Below are 14,708 nucleotides of genomic sequence, written 5' to 3' on the forward strand. Positions count from 1 at the left end.
GAAGACGGATACGGAAACGACAGTCTGCGTGCTCAAGCCTTCACCAGCCCCTGCTGTGCGTCCCCGCCCAGCGCCAGATAGACGTCCTCCAGGCTCGGCGTGGCCAGCGTGAAGTCGTCCAGCGCGGCGAACGCGGCCCCGCCGGTGACGGTGGCGACGACCGCTCGGGCCTCCTCCGGGGCGAGCCGCAGCGTCCAGCGCCGCCCGGACTCCACGACCCGGTCCTGGAGCGCGGCTACCTCGGGCACCTCCAGGGGCGCCCGGTCCCGCCACAACAGCTCGACCCGGACCTCGCCCGCGACCCGTTCCTTGAGCCCGGACGGGGTGTCGCAGGCGATGACGCGGCCCTGGTCGAGCACCGCGACCCGGTCGAGCACGGTCTCGGCCTCGATGACGTTGTGGGTGACGAGCAGCACGGTCGTCGCACGCTCGGCCCGTCGCCGGTCCACGGCCGACCACACGGCCCGCCGGGCCACCGGGTCCATCGCGGTGGTCGGCTCGTCCAGCACGAGCAGCGGCCGCTCCCCGACCAGTGCGGCGGCGAAGCAGGCCAGCCGGCGCTGACCACCGGAGAGCTTCTTGATCGGCCGACCGGCGAGCGGTCCGAGGCCCAGCTCGTCGAGTACGGCGTCCCGTTCGGCCCGCGCCTGCCGTACGTCCAGGCCGCGCAGCCGCCCGGTGGTCTCGGCGGCCAGCGAGACGGTCAGTTCGTCGAGAGCGGTGGACTCCTGGCCGAGGTAGGCGAGGATCCGCGCGGCCCGCTCGGGGTGCCGCACGATGTCGTGGCCGAGGATCTCCACGCTGCCGCGATCGGGGCGCATCAGCCCGGTGAGCTGGCGGACGAGGGTGGTCTTGCCGGCGCCGTTCGGGCCGAGCAGTCCGAAGATCTCGCCGCGCCGGATGTCCAGCCGTACGTCGTCGGTGGCCCGCACCTCGGGCGTGCCGGGCGAGCCGCGCCGCCCCCGGACCGCCGGGTAGGTCTTGGTCAGCCCGCGCACCGCGCACACGACATCGCCGCTGTGCCGAAGTGCCTGTGCCGCGCGCGTACTCACAAGGGACGAGCCTAAGGGGTCGACAACCCTGATCCGCCCTCGGGTCGGCCAGTCGCCACAAACCGCCAGCTCGCCGCCCGAAATCCACCGGGCCCCACAAATCAGCCGCAACGACGCTCAACGTCGACGGCGGGCGCGGGGCCCGGCGGTGCCGGACTCGCCGTCACCCGTCCGGCTCACTCCCCGGCGGGCGCGTGCTCCGCGGCCGTCCGTACGTCGATCTCCCGCCAGAACCCGGCCCGGATCGCGTACCGGTCGTGCTCGTCGATCTGGTCGTCCTTGTGCGCGAGCAGCCCGAAGCGGGCCGCGTACCTGAGCAGTTCCCCGTCGATCCGGTGCGGGATCCGCGGATACATCCCGGACAGCTTCTGCAGATGCCCCTGCTCCCCGAGCCGGGCCATCCAGCGGCGGGCGAAGACCTGCCCCACCTCGTACGGGTCGCCGCCGACCGTGGTGATGTCCTCCTCGCGGTCGGCCCAGCGCTGCTCCGCCGTGGTCAGCTGCGCGAGGGTCGGCATCGAGGCGACGTCGGGCGACTCGGCCGCGACGCCGGGCCGGTCGACCCACCCCTTGTCGGAGGACCAGCGCAGCGTCGCGCTCGCCGGAGGCTGGGCGGGCGGCACACCGGGTGCGCGCAGGGCGGCGAGGTCCTTCGGCGTGGGCACGCCCTTGGGGGCGGGCACCCGCTCCTGCGTGCCGTTCTCCGAGGCGGCGGCCGGGGCGTGCTCGCTCTCCTCGGCGGTCCGCTCGGCCCGCCCGCCGAGCGCGGAGTCGGGCAGCGGCGCGGAGAGGATCGCGGCGATCTCGGGCCGGGGCGCGGGCGGCGGCGCGCACACCCCGGTGAGCTCCTTGGCGCGGACGGCCTTGGTGATCCACGTCCGGTCCAGGACGCGCCGCTCGTCGGCCTCGGCGACCAGGTCCTCGGACTGGTTGTAGTCGCCGTCGGCGGCCTGGACGGCCCACAGGTGTACGGCGACCCCGTGCTCCTTGGCGGCCATCATGCCCGGCAGCAGATCGCCGTCGCCGGTCACCAGCACGACGTCGGAACAGGCGCGGTTGCGGGCCAGTTCGGTCAGTTCGGCGTGCATCGCCGCGTCCACGCCCTTCTGCGCCCAGCGGCCGTCGCTGCGGGTCAGGGCGCCGAGCCGGACGGTGACCCGGGGCATCACGCGCAGCCTGCGGTGCTCGGGTTGGGGCACACGGTCGGGGGCGCCGTCGAACCAGTAGATGCGCAGCAGGGGCTGTTGGGTGTCGGACTCCGCGCGTTCGCGCAACCCCTGGATGAGGGCGGCGTGGTCGACGGTGATCCGGGACCGGGAGGGTTCCCCGGCGAGGAGGCTCGCGGCGGCCCCCAGCAGATACCCGGCGTCCACCAGGACGATGCAGCGGTCCACGCGTCTCACCCTCTTCCCGGGAGGTTTGCTTTGGGCTTCCTTCGAGTCTGCCCGACCGCGCGGGGGTTAACGGGGCGAACTCGATCTTCGGCGTGGCGTTTCGGGGCATCGCCTCCTTGACGCGCCATGCCTCACGCCCCGACAACCGCTGTTACACACGGTAATTATCCGAAATGCGTTCTTTATAAGCCTATGTGAATCTGGTCCCGGCCCTGGCCCCTAGATCCCCACAGGAGGCATCACCATGGCCAAGAACAAGAAGCAGGACCGTAAGCAGCCGCAGTCCGAGCGTGGTCAGCAGCAGGCCCAGCAGCCGTCGATGGAGACGCAGACCGAGCAGCGCATCGCGCAGGTGACCCCCGGCGACATGGCCCGCAAGGGGCGGCAGAAGCGCTTCGGTCACAACTGACATCTGCATAACGGGTTGTTGAGACCCAGGCACATGAAGAGGGGCGCACCCCGTGCGGGGAGCGCCCCTCTCGCGCGTACAGCGTGTTCAGCCGGCGAGACAGGACGGTCCGAGCAGCACCTTCAGGTCACCGAACAGCGCCGGATCGGGCTTCACCCGGTGCCGGTCCAGCCGGAGCACCGTGGTCTTGGTCGGTCCCTGGAGCTTGATGCGGACCTCGCTGTCGCCCTTGTGGTGGGTGAGGATCTCGCCGAGGCGGTTGATCATCGGCGGGGTGACCCTGGTGGCCGGAATGGTGAGGATCACGGGCGCGTTGGTGCCCGCGTTGGACAGGTCGGGGACCTGGAGCTCCATCGCGACCAGCCGCGGCACGTCCTCGCGCTTGTCGAGTCGGCCCTTGACGAACACGACCGCGTCCTCGACGAGTTGGGTCGAGACGAGCTGGTACGTCGCCGGGAAGAACATGCACTCGATGGAGCCGGCGAGGTCCTCGACGGTGGCGATGGCCCAGGCGTTGCCCTGCTTGGTCATCTTGCGCTGGAGGCCCGAGATGATGCCGCCGATGGTCACCACGGCCCCGTCGGCGTGCTCGCCGCCCGTCAGCTGGGCGATGCCCGCGTCGGCCTTGTCGGACAGCACGTGCTCCAGACCGAAGAGCGGGTGGTCGGAGACGTACAGACCGAGCATCTCCCGCTCCTGGGCGAGCAGATAGGTCTTGTCCCACTCCTCGTCGGTGAAGACGACGTCGAGTCCGAAGCCGGGCTCGTCGCTCTCCTCCTCGCCCATGCCGCCGAAGAGGTCGAACTGGCCCTCGGCCTCCTTGCGCTTGACCGCGACCACGTTGTCGATCATCGGCTCGAAGTGCGCGGTGAGGCCCTTGCGGGTGTGCCCCAGGGTGTCGAACGCGCCCGCCTTGATCAGCGACTCCGTGGTGCGCTTGTTGCACGCGGTCGCGTCGACCTTGTCGAGGTAGTCGGGGAAGGAGGCGTACTTGCCCTTGGCCTTGCGGCTCTTGATGATCGACTCGACCACGTTGGTGCCGACGTTGCGGACCGCTTCGAGGCCGAAGAGGATCACGTCGTCGCCCTGGGCGGCGAAGTTGTGCACCGACTCGTTGACGTTCGGCGGGAGCACCTTGATGCCCATGCGGCGGCACTCGTTGAGGTAGACCGCGGACTTGTCCTTGTCGTCCTTGACGGACGTCAGCAGCGCGGCCATGTACTCGGCGGGGTGGTTCGCCTTGAGGTAGGCGGTCCAGTACGAGACCAGGCCGTACGCGGCCGAGTGCGCCTTGTTGAAGGCGTAGCCGGCGAACGGGACCAGCACGTCCCACAGGGCCTGGATGGCCTCGTCGCTGTAGCCCTTCTTACGGGCGCCGTCCTGGAAGAGGACGAAGTTCTTCGCCAGTTCCTCGGGCTTCTTCTTGCCCATCACCCGGCGGAGGATGTCGGCCTCGCCGAGCGAGTAGCCGGCGATGATCTGGGCGGCCTTCTGCACCTGCTCCTGGTAGACGATCAGGCCGTAGGTGACGTCCAGGACCTCCCTGAGGGGCTCTTCGAGCTCCTTGTGGATGGGGGTGATCTCCTGGAGCTTGTTCTTGCGCAGCGCGTAGTTGGTGTGCGAGTCCATGCCCATCGGGCCGGGACGGTAGAGCGCGGAGACGGCGGAGATGTCTTCGAAGTTGTCGGGCTTCATCAGGCGCAGCAGCGAGCGCATGGGGCCGCCGTCGAACTGGAAGACGCCCAGGGTCTCGCCGCGCTGCAGCAGTTCGAAGGTCGTCGGGTCGTCCAGCGGGAGGCTCAGCAGCTCCAGGTCGATGCCCTTGTTGGACTTCACCATCTTGACGGCGTCGTCCATGATCGTCAGGTTGCGCAGGCCGAGGAAGTCCATCTTCAGCAGGCCGAGCGACTCGCAGCTCGGGTAGTCCCACTGTGTGATGGTCACGCCGTCGGTGTGCCGGACCCAGACGGGTACGTGCTCGGTGATGGTCTCGCTGGACATGATCACGCCGGCGGCGTGCACGCCCATCTGCCGGACCAGGCCCTCGACGCCCTTCGCGGTGTCGATGACCTTCTTCACGTCCGGCTCGTTCTCGTACATCGACCGGATCTCGCCCGCCTCGCTGTAGCGGGGGTGGGAGGGGTCGGTGATGCCGTTGAGGTCGATGCCCTTGCCGAGGACGTCGGCGGGCATGGCCTTGGTGAGGCGGTCGCCCATGGCGTACGGGTAGCCCAGCACGCGCGCGGAGTCCTTGATCGCGTTCTTCGCCTTGATCTTGCCGTAGGTGCCGATCATGGCGACCTTGTCGGCGCCGTACTTCTCCGTCACGTACCTGATCACCTCGACGCGCCGGCGCTCGTCGAAGTCGATGTCGACATCGGGCATCGAGATGCGCTCGGGGTTGAGGAACCGCTCGAAGATCAGGCCGTGCGGGATGGGGTCGAGGTCGGTGATGCCCATGGCGTAGGCGACGATCGAGCCGGCCGCGGAGCCTCGGCCGGGGCCGACCGCGATGCCGTTGTTCTTGGCCCACATGATGAAGTCGGCGACGACGAGGAAGTAGCCGGGGAAGCCCATCGAGATGATGACGTCCATCTCGTACTCGGCCTGCTTCTGGCGGTCCTCGGGGATGCCGCCGGGGAAGCGGCGCTCCATGCCGCGGCGGACCTCCTCCTTGAACCAGGTGACCTCGGTGTAGCCCTCGGGGATGTCGAACTTCGGCATGAGGTTCTTGGCCTCGAACATGCCCTCGGTGTCGACCATCTCGGCGACCAGGAGGGTGTTGGCGCAGCCCTCCTGCCAGGCGTCGGAGGAGTCGATGGCGTACATCTCGTCCGTGGACTTCAGGTAGTAGCCGGTGCCGTCGAACTTGAAGCGGTCCGGGTCGGAGAGGTTCTTGCCGGTCTGGATGCAGAGCAGGGCGTCGTGGGCGGTCGCCTCGTGCGCGTACGTGTAGTGCGAGTCGTTGGTGACCAGCGGGGGGATGCCGAGCTTCCGGCCGATCTCCAGCAGGCCGTCGCGGACCCGGTGCTCGATGTCGATGCCGTGGTCCATCAGCTCCAGGAAGTAGCGGTCCTTGCCGAAGATGTCCTGGTAGTCGGCGGCGGCCTTCAGGGCCTCCTCCTCCTGTCCCAGCCGCAGCCGGGTCTGGACCTCGCCGGAGGGGCAGCCGGTGGAGGCGACGATCCCCTCGGACCACTGGGAGATCGTCTCCTTGTCCATCCGGGGCCACTTCTGGAGCCAGCCCTCGGCGTACGCGTCGGAGGACAGCCGGAAGATGTTGTGCAGGCCCGTCTTGTTCACGGCCCACATCGTCTTGTGGGTGTAACCACCCGAACCGGAGACGTCGTCGCGCTTCTGGTGCGGCTGGCCCCACTGGATCTTGCGCTTGTTGCGCCGGGACTCGGGGGCGACGTACGCCTCGATCCCGATGATCGGGGTGACCCCGGCCTTCTTCGCGGTGTGGAAGAAGTCGTACGCCCCGTGGAGGTTGCCGTGGTCGGACATGGCGATGTGCGTCATGCCCATCTCGTTGCAGGCGTTGAACATGTCCTTCAGCCGCGCGGCACCGTCCAGCAGCGAGTACTGGGTGTGGACGTGCAGGTGCGTGAACGGCGGCTTTGACACGGCTTGGCCTCCATGGAAAACACTCGGTGACAGGCGGACGGACACTTCCGGGGACAGCGTCGAAGTCTATGCCTCGGGACTGACACTCGCGGGGCTCCCCCGCGTACCTTCACAGCGAGGACCGCGGGCACTTTCCCGTGGGCCCGTCCGTTGGAGACGACAGAAACGCTGTCGTACACATGCACCAACCAGGAGGCACCCAGCGATGTCGGTCCCCCAGCTCAACGACGAGCAGCGCGGCGACGAGATCCTCGCCGTCTTCGAGACCGCCTTCGGCGAGCTCCTGGCCGCCGACCCGGCCGCGTTCCGCGTGAAGTTCCGGAAGATGGCGGCCTCGGCCTTCGCGTTCTACCGCGGTACGGCGTGCCTCTTCTACCACGATCTCGAAGCCGAGAAGCGGGGCGGCCCGTTCCTGGACGAGCGCACCTCGCGCGTGTGGATCCACGGCGACCTGCACGCGGAGAACTTCGGCACGTACATGGACGCCAACGGACGGCTGATCTTCAACGTCAACGACTTCGACGAGGCCTACGTCGGCCCCTTCACCTGGGACCTCAAGCGCTTCGCCGCCTCCATCGCCCTCATCGGGTACGCGAAGGCCCTCGGCGACGAGCAGATCACCGAGCTGGTGCGCATCTACGCGGCCGCCTACCGCGAGCGCGTGCACGCGCTCGCGACCGGCGCCAAGAGCGACGAGGTGCCGCCGTTCACGCTGGACACCGCCCAGGGACCGCTGCTGGACGCGCTGCGCGACGCCCGCGCGCTGACCCGCTTCGGGCTGCTGGAGTCGATGACCGAGATCCGCGACTTCGAGCGCCGCTTCGCCGCGGGCGGCGGCTCCATCGAGCTGGACGCGGCCACGCGCTACAAGGTGCTCGCCGCCTTCGACGGCTACCTGGAGACACTGCCGGACGCCTCGCTGGCCCGCCCGGACTCGTACCGGGTGAAGGACGTGGTCGGCCGCCGCGGCATCGGCATCGGCTCGGCCGGGCTGCCGTCGTACAACATCCTGCTGGAAGGCCACACCGACGCCCTCGAGAACGACGTGGTGATCTACATCAAGCAGGCCCAGACCCCGGCCGTCTCCCGGCACATCACGGACCAAGCGCTGCACGACTACTTCCAGCACGAGGGCCACCGCACGGTGATCTCCCAGCGCGCCCTCCAGGCCAACGCCGACCCGTGGCTCGGCTGGACCGAGCTCGACGGCGCGGGCCAGCTGGTCGCCGAGGTCTCGCCGTACGCGGTGGACCTGGACTGGGGCGACATCGACGAGCCGGAGGAGATCGCGGCGGTCGTCGCCGACCTCGGCCGGGCCACGGCCACGATGCACGCGGCGGCGGACGACACCTCCGGCGAGTCCCTGGTGCCCTTCTCCACCGAGCGGGCCATCGACGCTGCCATCGCGGCCGACGAGGACGGCTTCGCGGAGCTCCTGGTCTCCTTCGCCCACGACTACGGCGCACGCGCGCGCGGCGACCACCAGATCTTCGTGGACCTTTTCCGCAACGGCCGGATTCCGGGTCTGTGACGGAAAGGTCGCTCACCGGCGTTCCCCGACCGCTCACAGGCATCCTTTAGGGGTCTCTTACAGGACCACGTGACACACTCTCCTCCGCTATGGACATATCCGGGACCCAGCTGCGAGCCGTACGCGCGGCGCTGTTCACGTCACTCGTCGTGACGCTCAGCACCGCGTCGCACGTGCTGCTGTCGCGGGCACCCCTGCCGTTGAACACGGTGGCCCTGCTCGCGGCCGCCGTGTTCGTCCTGGCGTACGCCCTGGCCGGCCGCGAGCGGAGCTTCGGGCGGATCGCCGCCCTGCTGATCCCGCTGGAACTGGCCGCCGACACGATCCTCACCACCGGCCAGCACGTCTGTTACGGCAAGGCGGGTGGACCGGTCGCCGGACCGCTGGCCTCGGTCGGCTGGGACGTGCTGTGCGGCGACGGCACCCGGGTCGGCACCCCGCTGGCCCAGGTCACCGGCACCGACCCCGACAAGCTCGGCGGTCTCCTCGCCCACGCCGACCCGGCCACCGCCTGGCTGCTGCTCGGCGCGCACATCGGGGTCGGCCTCGTCGCCGCCGCCTGGCTGCGACGCGGCGAGCGGGCGCTGGAACAGCTGGTGCGGGCCGTGGCCGCGACGACGTTCCGCCCACTGCTGCTGGCGGTCGCCGCGGTGACGGTCCGCCGGACCGCACCGGCCCGTCGGCTGCCGCGGCCCGCCCGCCGTACGGCCGCCGCCCGCAGCCTCCTCCTCGCGCACTCCCTGGGACGGCGTGGCCCTCCGTGCTCACCCGCCCTCGTGTGAACCGTCCGCAACGTCACCGGTCACACGCGCACGGCATTTCGAGCACCACCACCTCCCGATACGTATCCCGCACACACAGGTGTGCGTGTCCCCATGGAGATCACCAAGATGAGCAAGCGGAACAGCCAGTCGGCGAAGTCGGCGGCCCGGGAGCGGCTGCGCGCCGAGCGTGAGCGCGAGGCCAAGCGGGCCAAGGTCAGGCGGCAGGTCATCGTCGCCTGCTCGGTCGTCGGCGTCCTGGCGGCGGCCGGTGGCATCGGCTACGCGGTCGTCCAGGCCAACAAGCCCAGCCACTGGGAGTCGATGACGGACGCCAAGGTCGTCGCGCCGGCCAACACCTCCGGCACCAACGGCACGACCGTCGTCATCGGCAAGGACAGCGCCAAGAAGACCCTCAAGATCTACGAGGACCCGCGCTGCCCCGTCTGTGCCTCGTTCGAGCAGGCCGCGGGCTCTGTCGTCGACAAGGACGTCGAGGCCGGCAAGTACAAGGTCCAGTTCGTCGGCGGCACGTTCCTCGACGGCGACCAGATGAAGGACGACGAGATCGGAGCCCGCGGCGAGGGCTCCAAGAACGCGATGAGCGCCATGGGTGCCGCGCTGAACGTGAGCCCGGAGGCGTTCCTCGAGTACAAGACCGCGCTGTACTCGGCGAAGTACCACCCGGTGGAGTCCGACGACAAGTTCAAGGACGACGACTACCTGATCGAGATCGGGAACTCCGTCCCCGCCCTGAAGAACAACACCAAGTTCCAGAACGCGGTGAAGAAGGGCACGTACGACGCCTGGGCGCTGGCCATGTCGAAGACCTTCGACACCAACAAGGACGGCGTGACGGGCACCCCGAGCTTCGTCATGGACGGCAAGAAGCTCGAGACCTCCAATCCCAACACGGGTTGGACGGCGGACGAGTTCACCAAGGCGGTGGACGCGGCCCTCAAGGGCTGACGCCGACCGTACGGCAGCCCTAGGCCGTAGGGCCGCCACAAGACAGCCGGAGGCCCCGGAAGGCAGCCTTCGCGCGAAGAGCGGGCGAACTTTCACCAGTTCGCCCGCTCTCGTTCATACCGACCAGTAACCTGATCGCTCGTGACCAATCGACTCAGATCATCCGAGCGACTCAACTCCCTTGCCCCTCGCCGCCGTACGGTCGTCAAGGCCGCGGCGGCGACGGCTGTCCTGGCCGGCCCGCTCGCGGCCGCCCTGCCGGCCGGCGCCGCCGACGCGGCCCCCGCCTTCCTGCACGGCGTCGCCTCCGGCGACCCGCTGCCCGACGGCGTCCTGCTGTGGACCCGGGTGACGCCCACACCCGAGGCGACCCCCGGTTCCGGGCTGGGCCCGGACACCGAGGTCAGCTGGATCGTCGCCAAGGACAAGGCGCTGACGAACATCGTCGCCAAAGGCTCGACCACCGCGACCGCCGCCTCCGACCACACCGTCAAGGCGGACATACGCGGCCTGGAGCCGGCCACCGACTACTGGTTCCGCTTCTCGGCCGGCGCCGCGGACTCCCCGGCGGCGCGTACCCGCACCGCGCCGGCGGCGACCGCGTCCGTCGCGGGCCTGCGCTTCGGTGTCGTCTCCTGCGCCAACTGGGAGGGCGGCTACTTCTCCTCGTACCGCCATCTCGCGGCCCGCGGCGACCTGGACGCCTGGCTGCATCTCGGTGACTACATCTACGAGTACGGCACCGGCGAGTACGGCACGCGCGGCACCGTCGTACGGCAGACCGCACCCACCCACGAGATCCTCACCCTCGCCGACTACCGCGTCCGGCACGGCAAGTACAAGACGGACCCGGACCTTCAGGCCCTGCACACCAAGGCTCCCGTCATCGCGATCTGGGACGACCACGAGATCGCCAACGACGCCTGGTCGGGCGGCGCCGAGAACCACACCGAGGGCGCCGAGGGCAGCTGGGCCGCGCGCCGGGCCGCCGCCAAGCAGGCCTACTTCGAGTGGATGCCGGTGCGCCCGGCCATCGCCGGCACCACCTACCGCCGGCTGCGCTTCGGCAAGCTCGCCGACCTCTCCCTGCTGGACCTGCGCTCCTTCCGCTCGCAGCAGGTCTCCGTCGGCAACGGCGAGGTCGACGACCCGGACCGTACGCTCACCGGGCGGGCCCAACTGGACTGGCTGAAGGCGGGGCTGAAGTCCTCCGACACCACCTGGCGGCTGGTCGGGAATTCGGTGATGATCTCCCCGTTCGCGATCGGCTCCCTCACCGCCGACCTGCTGAAGCCCCTCGCCAAGCTGATGGGCCTGCCGCAGGAGGGCCTCGCCCTGAACCCCGACCAGTGGGACGGCTACACCGACGACCGCCGCGAACTCCTCGCCCATCTGCGCGCGAACGCCATCCGCAACACGGTGTTCCTGACCGGCGACATCCACATGGCATGGGCCAACGACGTGCCCGTGGACGCCGGCACCTACCCGCTGTCGGCCTCCGCCGCGACGGAGTTCGTCGTCACCTCGGTCACCTCCGACAACCTCGACGACCTCGTGAAGGTCCCCGAGGGCACGGTCTCCGCCATCGCCTCGCCGATCATCAGGGCCGCCAACCGGCACGTCCACTGGGTCGACACCGACCGCCACGGCTACGGCATCCTCGACATCACGGCCGAGCGCGCGCAGATGGACTACTACGTCCTGTCCGACAAGGCGAAGCAGAACGCGACCGCCTCCTGGGCGCGTTCGTACCGCACGCGCAGCGGGACGCAGAAGGTCGAGCGGACGTACGACCCGGTGTAGAAGCCGCTGTAAAGAACGGTGTAAGGACCACGCTCCGAGGCAACCGAGAAGATCATTCCAACATCGAACATACTGTCGGGTCGCTGTCGCGGCGGCCCGACAGTCGTGTTCACGATGGGAGTCACATGGCCCCCCCAAAAAAAGTGCCCTGACGAAGACCGCGGTGCTCGGCACCGCACTGGCCCTCGCGGGACTCGGCGCCACCTCCGCCCAGGCGCAGGAAGCGCGGGCCACCCGGGCACCGGCGTACGTCAACCTGACCGTGGCGAGCGCCAGCGCCCCCATCTACGCCAAGCCCACTTCCTCGTCGACGCGGTACCGCTCGGAGCCGCGGGGCACGACCCTGCGGATCGCCTGCTCCACGACCGCCACCCCGTCGGGGAACCTCTGGTACCGGATCTACGACTCCCAGCCCGTGGCCTGGGTGTGGTCCGGGCACTTCCCGTCGCTGGTGCACCCGCCGAAGAAGTGCTGACGACCCGTTTGCGGGACCCGGGCTAGAGGGTCTCGAGGAAGCCGAGCGCCACCCGCCAGGTGGCCTCGGCGGCCTCCTCGTCGTAGTCCGGCAGGTCGGGGTCGGTGTAGAGATGGCCGGCTCCTGCGTATCTGTACACCTCGACGTCGGCGCCCGCCCTGCCCATCTGGAGGTACCAGGCGCTCAGCCAGTCGTCCGTCTCGAACGGGTCCGGCTCGGCGACATGCAGCTGCACCGGCAGCTCGTCCACCGAGGCGGTCGCCGCGATGTCCGACGTGCCGTGCAGAAGCAGCAGGCCGCGGGCCTTCTCGTCGCCGAGCGCCAGGGTCTGGGCGACGGAGGCACCGAGCGAGAACCCGGCGTACACGAGACCCCGCTCCGAGTAGGGCGCGGCGGCGAGCACGGCCCGCTTCAGCAGCTCGTCCTTGCCGACCGAGTCGTTGAACTCCATGCCCTCCTCGACCGTCTCGAACGTACGTCCCTCGAAGAGGTCCGGCGTCCACACCTCGTGTCCGGCGGCGCGCAGCCGGTCCGCGGCCCGGCGCACCGCGGGCCTGAGGCCATAGGTCGAGTGAAAGAGCACGATGTTCATGAGGCCATGGTGCCAGCCGGGTACGACAACGCCGTGACCACCGCCTCACCGGCGCACATGTTCATGACCGGCCTCGGGTGGTTACCTTCGACGGCATGGAGAACATACTCCGCCCGCTGATCGTGATCGGCGGCTCGGTCCTGCTCACCCTGGTCATCGGGTGGGCCACCGACCGTCTGATGCGCAAGGCCGACGCACGGCACAGTGAGACCCCGCTGTGGGGTCTGCTGCGCCGCAGCCGCATCCCCTACCAGCTCGTTCTGTGCACGGCCCTGCTCAGAGCGTCGTACCACGAGGCCGATCTGCTCCCTGAGCACCGGGGCGCCGTCGGCCGGGTGCTGACGCTGGTGCTGATCGGGGCGACGGCCTGGCTGGCGATCCGGATCGCGGCGGCGATCGTGGAGACGTCGTACAGCCGCTACGCCCGCGTCCACCGTGACGCGGCCCGGGTCCGACGGGTGCGCACCCAGGTGACGCTGATCATGCGCGTGGTGTCGGCGGTCGTCGGCGTGGTGGCCGTCGCCGCGATGCTGCTGACGTTCCCGGCCTTCCGCGCGGCCGGAGCCTCCCTGCTGGCCTCGGCCGGCATCCTCGGCATCGTCGCCGGTGTCGCGGCCCAGTCCACGCTGAGCAACATGTTCGCCGGGTTCCAGATCGCCTTCGGGGACATGGTGCGCCTCGGGGACACGGTGGTCGTGGACGGCGAGTGGGGCACCGTCGAGGAGATCACGCTGACGTTCCTGACGGTGCGGACCTGGGACGAGCGCCGGATCACGATGCCGGTGTCGTACTTCACCTCGAAGGCTTTCGAGAACTGGTCGCGCGGCGGCGCCCAGATGACCGGCACCGTCTTCCTCCACGTCGACCACTCGGCACCGATGGAGAAGATGCGCGAGAAGCTGCGTGACGTCCTGCGCGCGTGCCCGGCGTGGGACGGCCGCGACTACGGCCTGGTGGTCACGGACTCGACGCCGAGCACCATGGAGGTGCGGGCCCTGGTGACGGCGAAGGACGCGGACGACCTGTGGACGGTGCGGGTCGCGGTGCGCGAGCAGCTGATCCGCTGGCTGGCCGACGAACACCCGTACGCGCTGCCACGCGTCAACGCCGCGGACGCGGCCCTGCCCCCCGGCTACCCGGTCACCAACCGCGTCCCGGGTGCCCGTCGCACCCATCAGCACGACCACCTCCCACCACAGCGCCCCGCCCCGTAAGGGGCGCGGGGAACTGCGCGATCAGCCACAACGGCGCAGCAGACGCACGACGACAAACCGCGGCACAACCCCCGGCACAACCCGCGGAGCACCCCGCGGAGCACCCCGCGGAGCGCTCAGTGGCCGCGCTCGGCCCCGCCGTTGACCTGGATGATCTGCGAGGTGATGTGCCCGGCGGCGTGGGACGCCAGCCAGTGCAGGGTGGCGGCCACGTCCCCGGGCGCGCCGGCACGCCCGGTCGAGGTCTCCGCGATCAGCCGCGCGCGCCGCTCCTCGTCCATCGCGTCGCCGAAGAACTCGGTGTCCTCGACGTACCCGGGCGCGACCACGTTCACGGTGATCCCGCGCGGCCCCAGCTGCCGGGCCAGATCATGGGCGTACGGATGCAGCGCGGCCTTCGACGCCGCGTACGCCCCGCTGCCGGAGCCCCGGAAGGCGGCGATGGAGCTGAGGAACAGCACCCGCCCGCCGGGGTCGGCGAGCCGGTCCTTCAGGGCCTCGGTCAGCAGGGCCGCGGTCAGGGTGTTGAGGCCGAAGTTGAGGGTCCAGTTGTGCAGGACGACGTCGAGCGGCTCGTCGCTGTCCACCTTGGGCTCCCGATATCCGGAGCCGCCGGCGCTGTGGATCAGCACGTCCACGGTCCCGAACTCCGACGCCACGAACCGCTCCACGCCCCGCACACCGCGAGGCTTGCTCAGGTCCGCCGCGTAGCTGAGAGCCCCGGGCACACGGGCCCTCTCCAGTGCCTCGGCGCGTCTGCCGAGCAGCAGCACCCGGTCCCCGTCCGCCGCGAACAGCTGTGCCGCCGCGAGCCCGATTCCCGTACCGCCTCCGCTGATGACAACGTTGCGAGCCATGATCAGATCGTACGAAAGGACGGC

General features: G+C 69.8%; 12 protein-coding genes. 7 read left to right on the forward strand and 5 right to left on the reverse strand.

Features of this window, described 5'->3' with window-relative positions; translation table 11 throughout:
- Positions 1-32: 32 nt before the first annotated feature.
- On the reverse strand, positions 33-1,007 hold the full coding sequence (locus ACZ4UU_RS01930) for an ABC transporter ATP-binding protein (protein ID WP_468036396.1): 975 nt from the start codon (positions 1,005-1,007) through the stop codon (positions 33-35).
- Between the two features lie 221 nt (positions 1,008-1,228).
- The gene (locus ACZ4UU_RS01935; RefSeq protein WP_468035961.1) at positions 1,229-2,446 is read right to left on the reverse strand and encodes an NYN domain-containing protein; all 1,218 of its coding nucleotides are present in this window, start codon (positions 2,444-2,446) and stop codon (positions 1,229-1,231) included.
- A 244-nt stretch (positions 2,447-2,690) separates the two neighbouring features.
- Between ACZ4UU_RS01935 and ACZ4UU_RS01940 the strand changes: the two genes are divergently transcribed.
- Complete coding sequence (locus ACZ4UU_RS01940) at positions 2,691-2,855, forward strand: hypothetical protein (RefSeq protein ID WP_468035962.1); 165 nt, start codon at positions 2,691-2,693, stop codon at positions 2,853-2,855.
- Between the two features lie 87 nt (positions 2,856-2,942).
- Here the strand turns inward: ACZ4UU_RS01940 and dnaE are convergent, their stop codons facing one another.
- Complete coding sequence (dnaE, locus tag ACZ4UU_RS01945; RefSeq protein WP_468035963.1) at positions 2,943-6,482, reverse strand: DNA polymerase III subunit alpha; 3,540 nt, start codon at positions 6,480-6,482, stop codon at positions 2,943-2,945.
- A 205-nt stretch (positions 6,483-6,687) separates the two neighbouring features.
- On the opposite strand from dnaE, the gene ACZ4UU_RS01950 reads away from it, so the two are divergent.
- From ACZ4UU_RS01950 to ACZ4UU_RS01970, 5 genes are all read left to right on the forward strand, one after another.
- Positions 6,688-8,013 (forward strand): DUF2252 domain-containing protein, encoded by a 1,326-nt coding sequence (locus ACZ4UU_RS01950; protein ID WP_468035964.1) that lies wholly within the window; start codon positions 6,688-6,690, stop codon positions 8,011-8,013.
- A gap of 89 nt (positions 8,014-8,102) precedes the next feature.
- The gene (locus tag ACZ4UU_RS01955) at positions 8,103-8,795 is read left to right on the forward strand and encodes a hypothetical protein (protein WP_468035965.1); all 693 of its coding nucleotides are present in this window, start codon (positions 8,103-8,105) and stop codon (positions 8,793-8,795) included.
- Between the two features lie 108 nt (positions 8,796-8,903).
- Complete coding sequence (locus tag ACZ4UU_RS01960) at positions 8,904-9,743, forward strand: DsbA family protein (RefSeq protein WP_468036397.1); 840 nt, start codon at positions 8,904-8,906, stop codon at positions 9,741-9,743.
- A gap of 141 nt (positions 9,744-9,884) precedes the next feature.
- Entirely contained in the window at positions 9,885-11,546 is a 1,662-nt protein-coding gene (locus tag ACZ4UU_RS01965; RefSeq protein WP_468035966.1) for an alkaline phosphatase D family protein, read from the forward strand.
- Positions 11,547-11,709: 163 nt separating this feature from the next.
- Positions 11,710-12,021 carry a hypothetical protein gene (locus tag ACZ4UU_RS01970; protein ID WP_468035967.1) on the forward strand — a complete coding sequence of 104 codons (312 nt, stop codon included), beginning with the start codon at positions 11,710-11,712 and terminating at the stop codon, positions 12,019-12,021.
- A 22-nt stretch (positions 12,022-12,043) separates the two neighbouring features.
- On the opposite strand, the gene ACZ4UU_RS01975 is transcribed toward ACZ4UU_RS01970, so the two are convergent.
- Entirely contained in the window at positions 12,044-12,613 is a 570-nt protein-coding gene (locus tag ACZ4UU_RS01975; protein ID WP_468035968.1) for a dienelactone hydrolase family protein, read from the reverse strand.
- 95 nt (positions 12,614-12,708) lie between these two features.
- Between ACZ4UU_RS01975 and ACZ4UU_RS01980 the strand changes: the two genes are divergently transcribed.
- On the forward strand, positions 12,709-13,827 hold the full coding sequence (locus tag ACZ4UU_RS01980) for a mechanosensitive ion channel family protein (RefSeq protein ID WP_468035969.1): 1,119 nt from the start codon (positions 12,709-12,711) through the stop codon (positions 13,825-13,827).
- A gap of 116 nt (positions 13,828-13,943) precedes the next feature.
- On the opposite strand, the gene ACZ4UU_RS01985 is transcribed toward ACZ4UU_RS01980, so the two are convergent.
- Positions 13,944-14,684 (reverse strand): SDR family NAD(P)-dependent oxidoreductase, encoded by a 741-nt coding sequence (locus tag ACZ4UU_RS01985; protein ID WP_468035970.1) that lies wholly within the window; start codon positions 14,682-14,684, stop codon positions 13,944-13,946.
- Positions 14,685-14,708: the final 24 nt, after the last annotated feature.

The sequence above is a fragment of the Streptomyces sp. NPDC028907 genome (assembly GCF_055564995.1).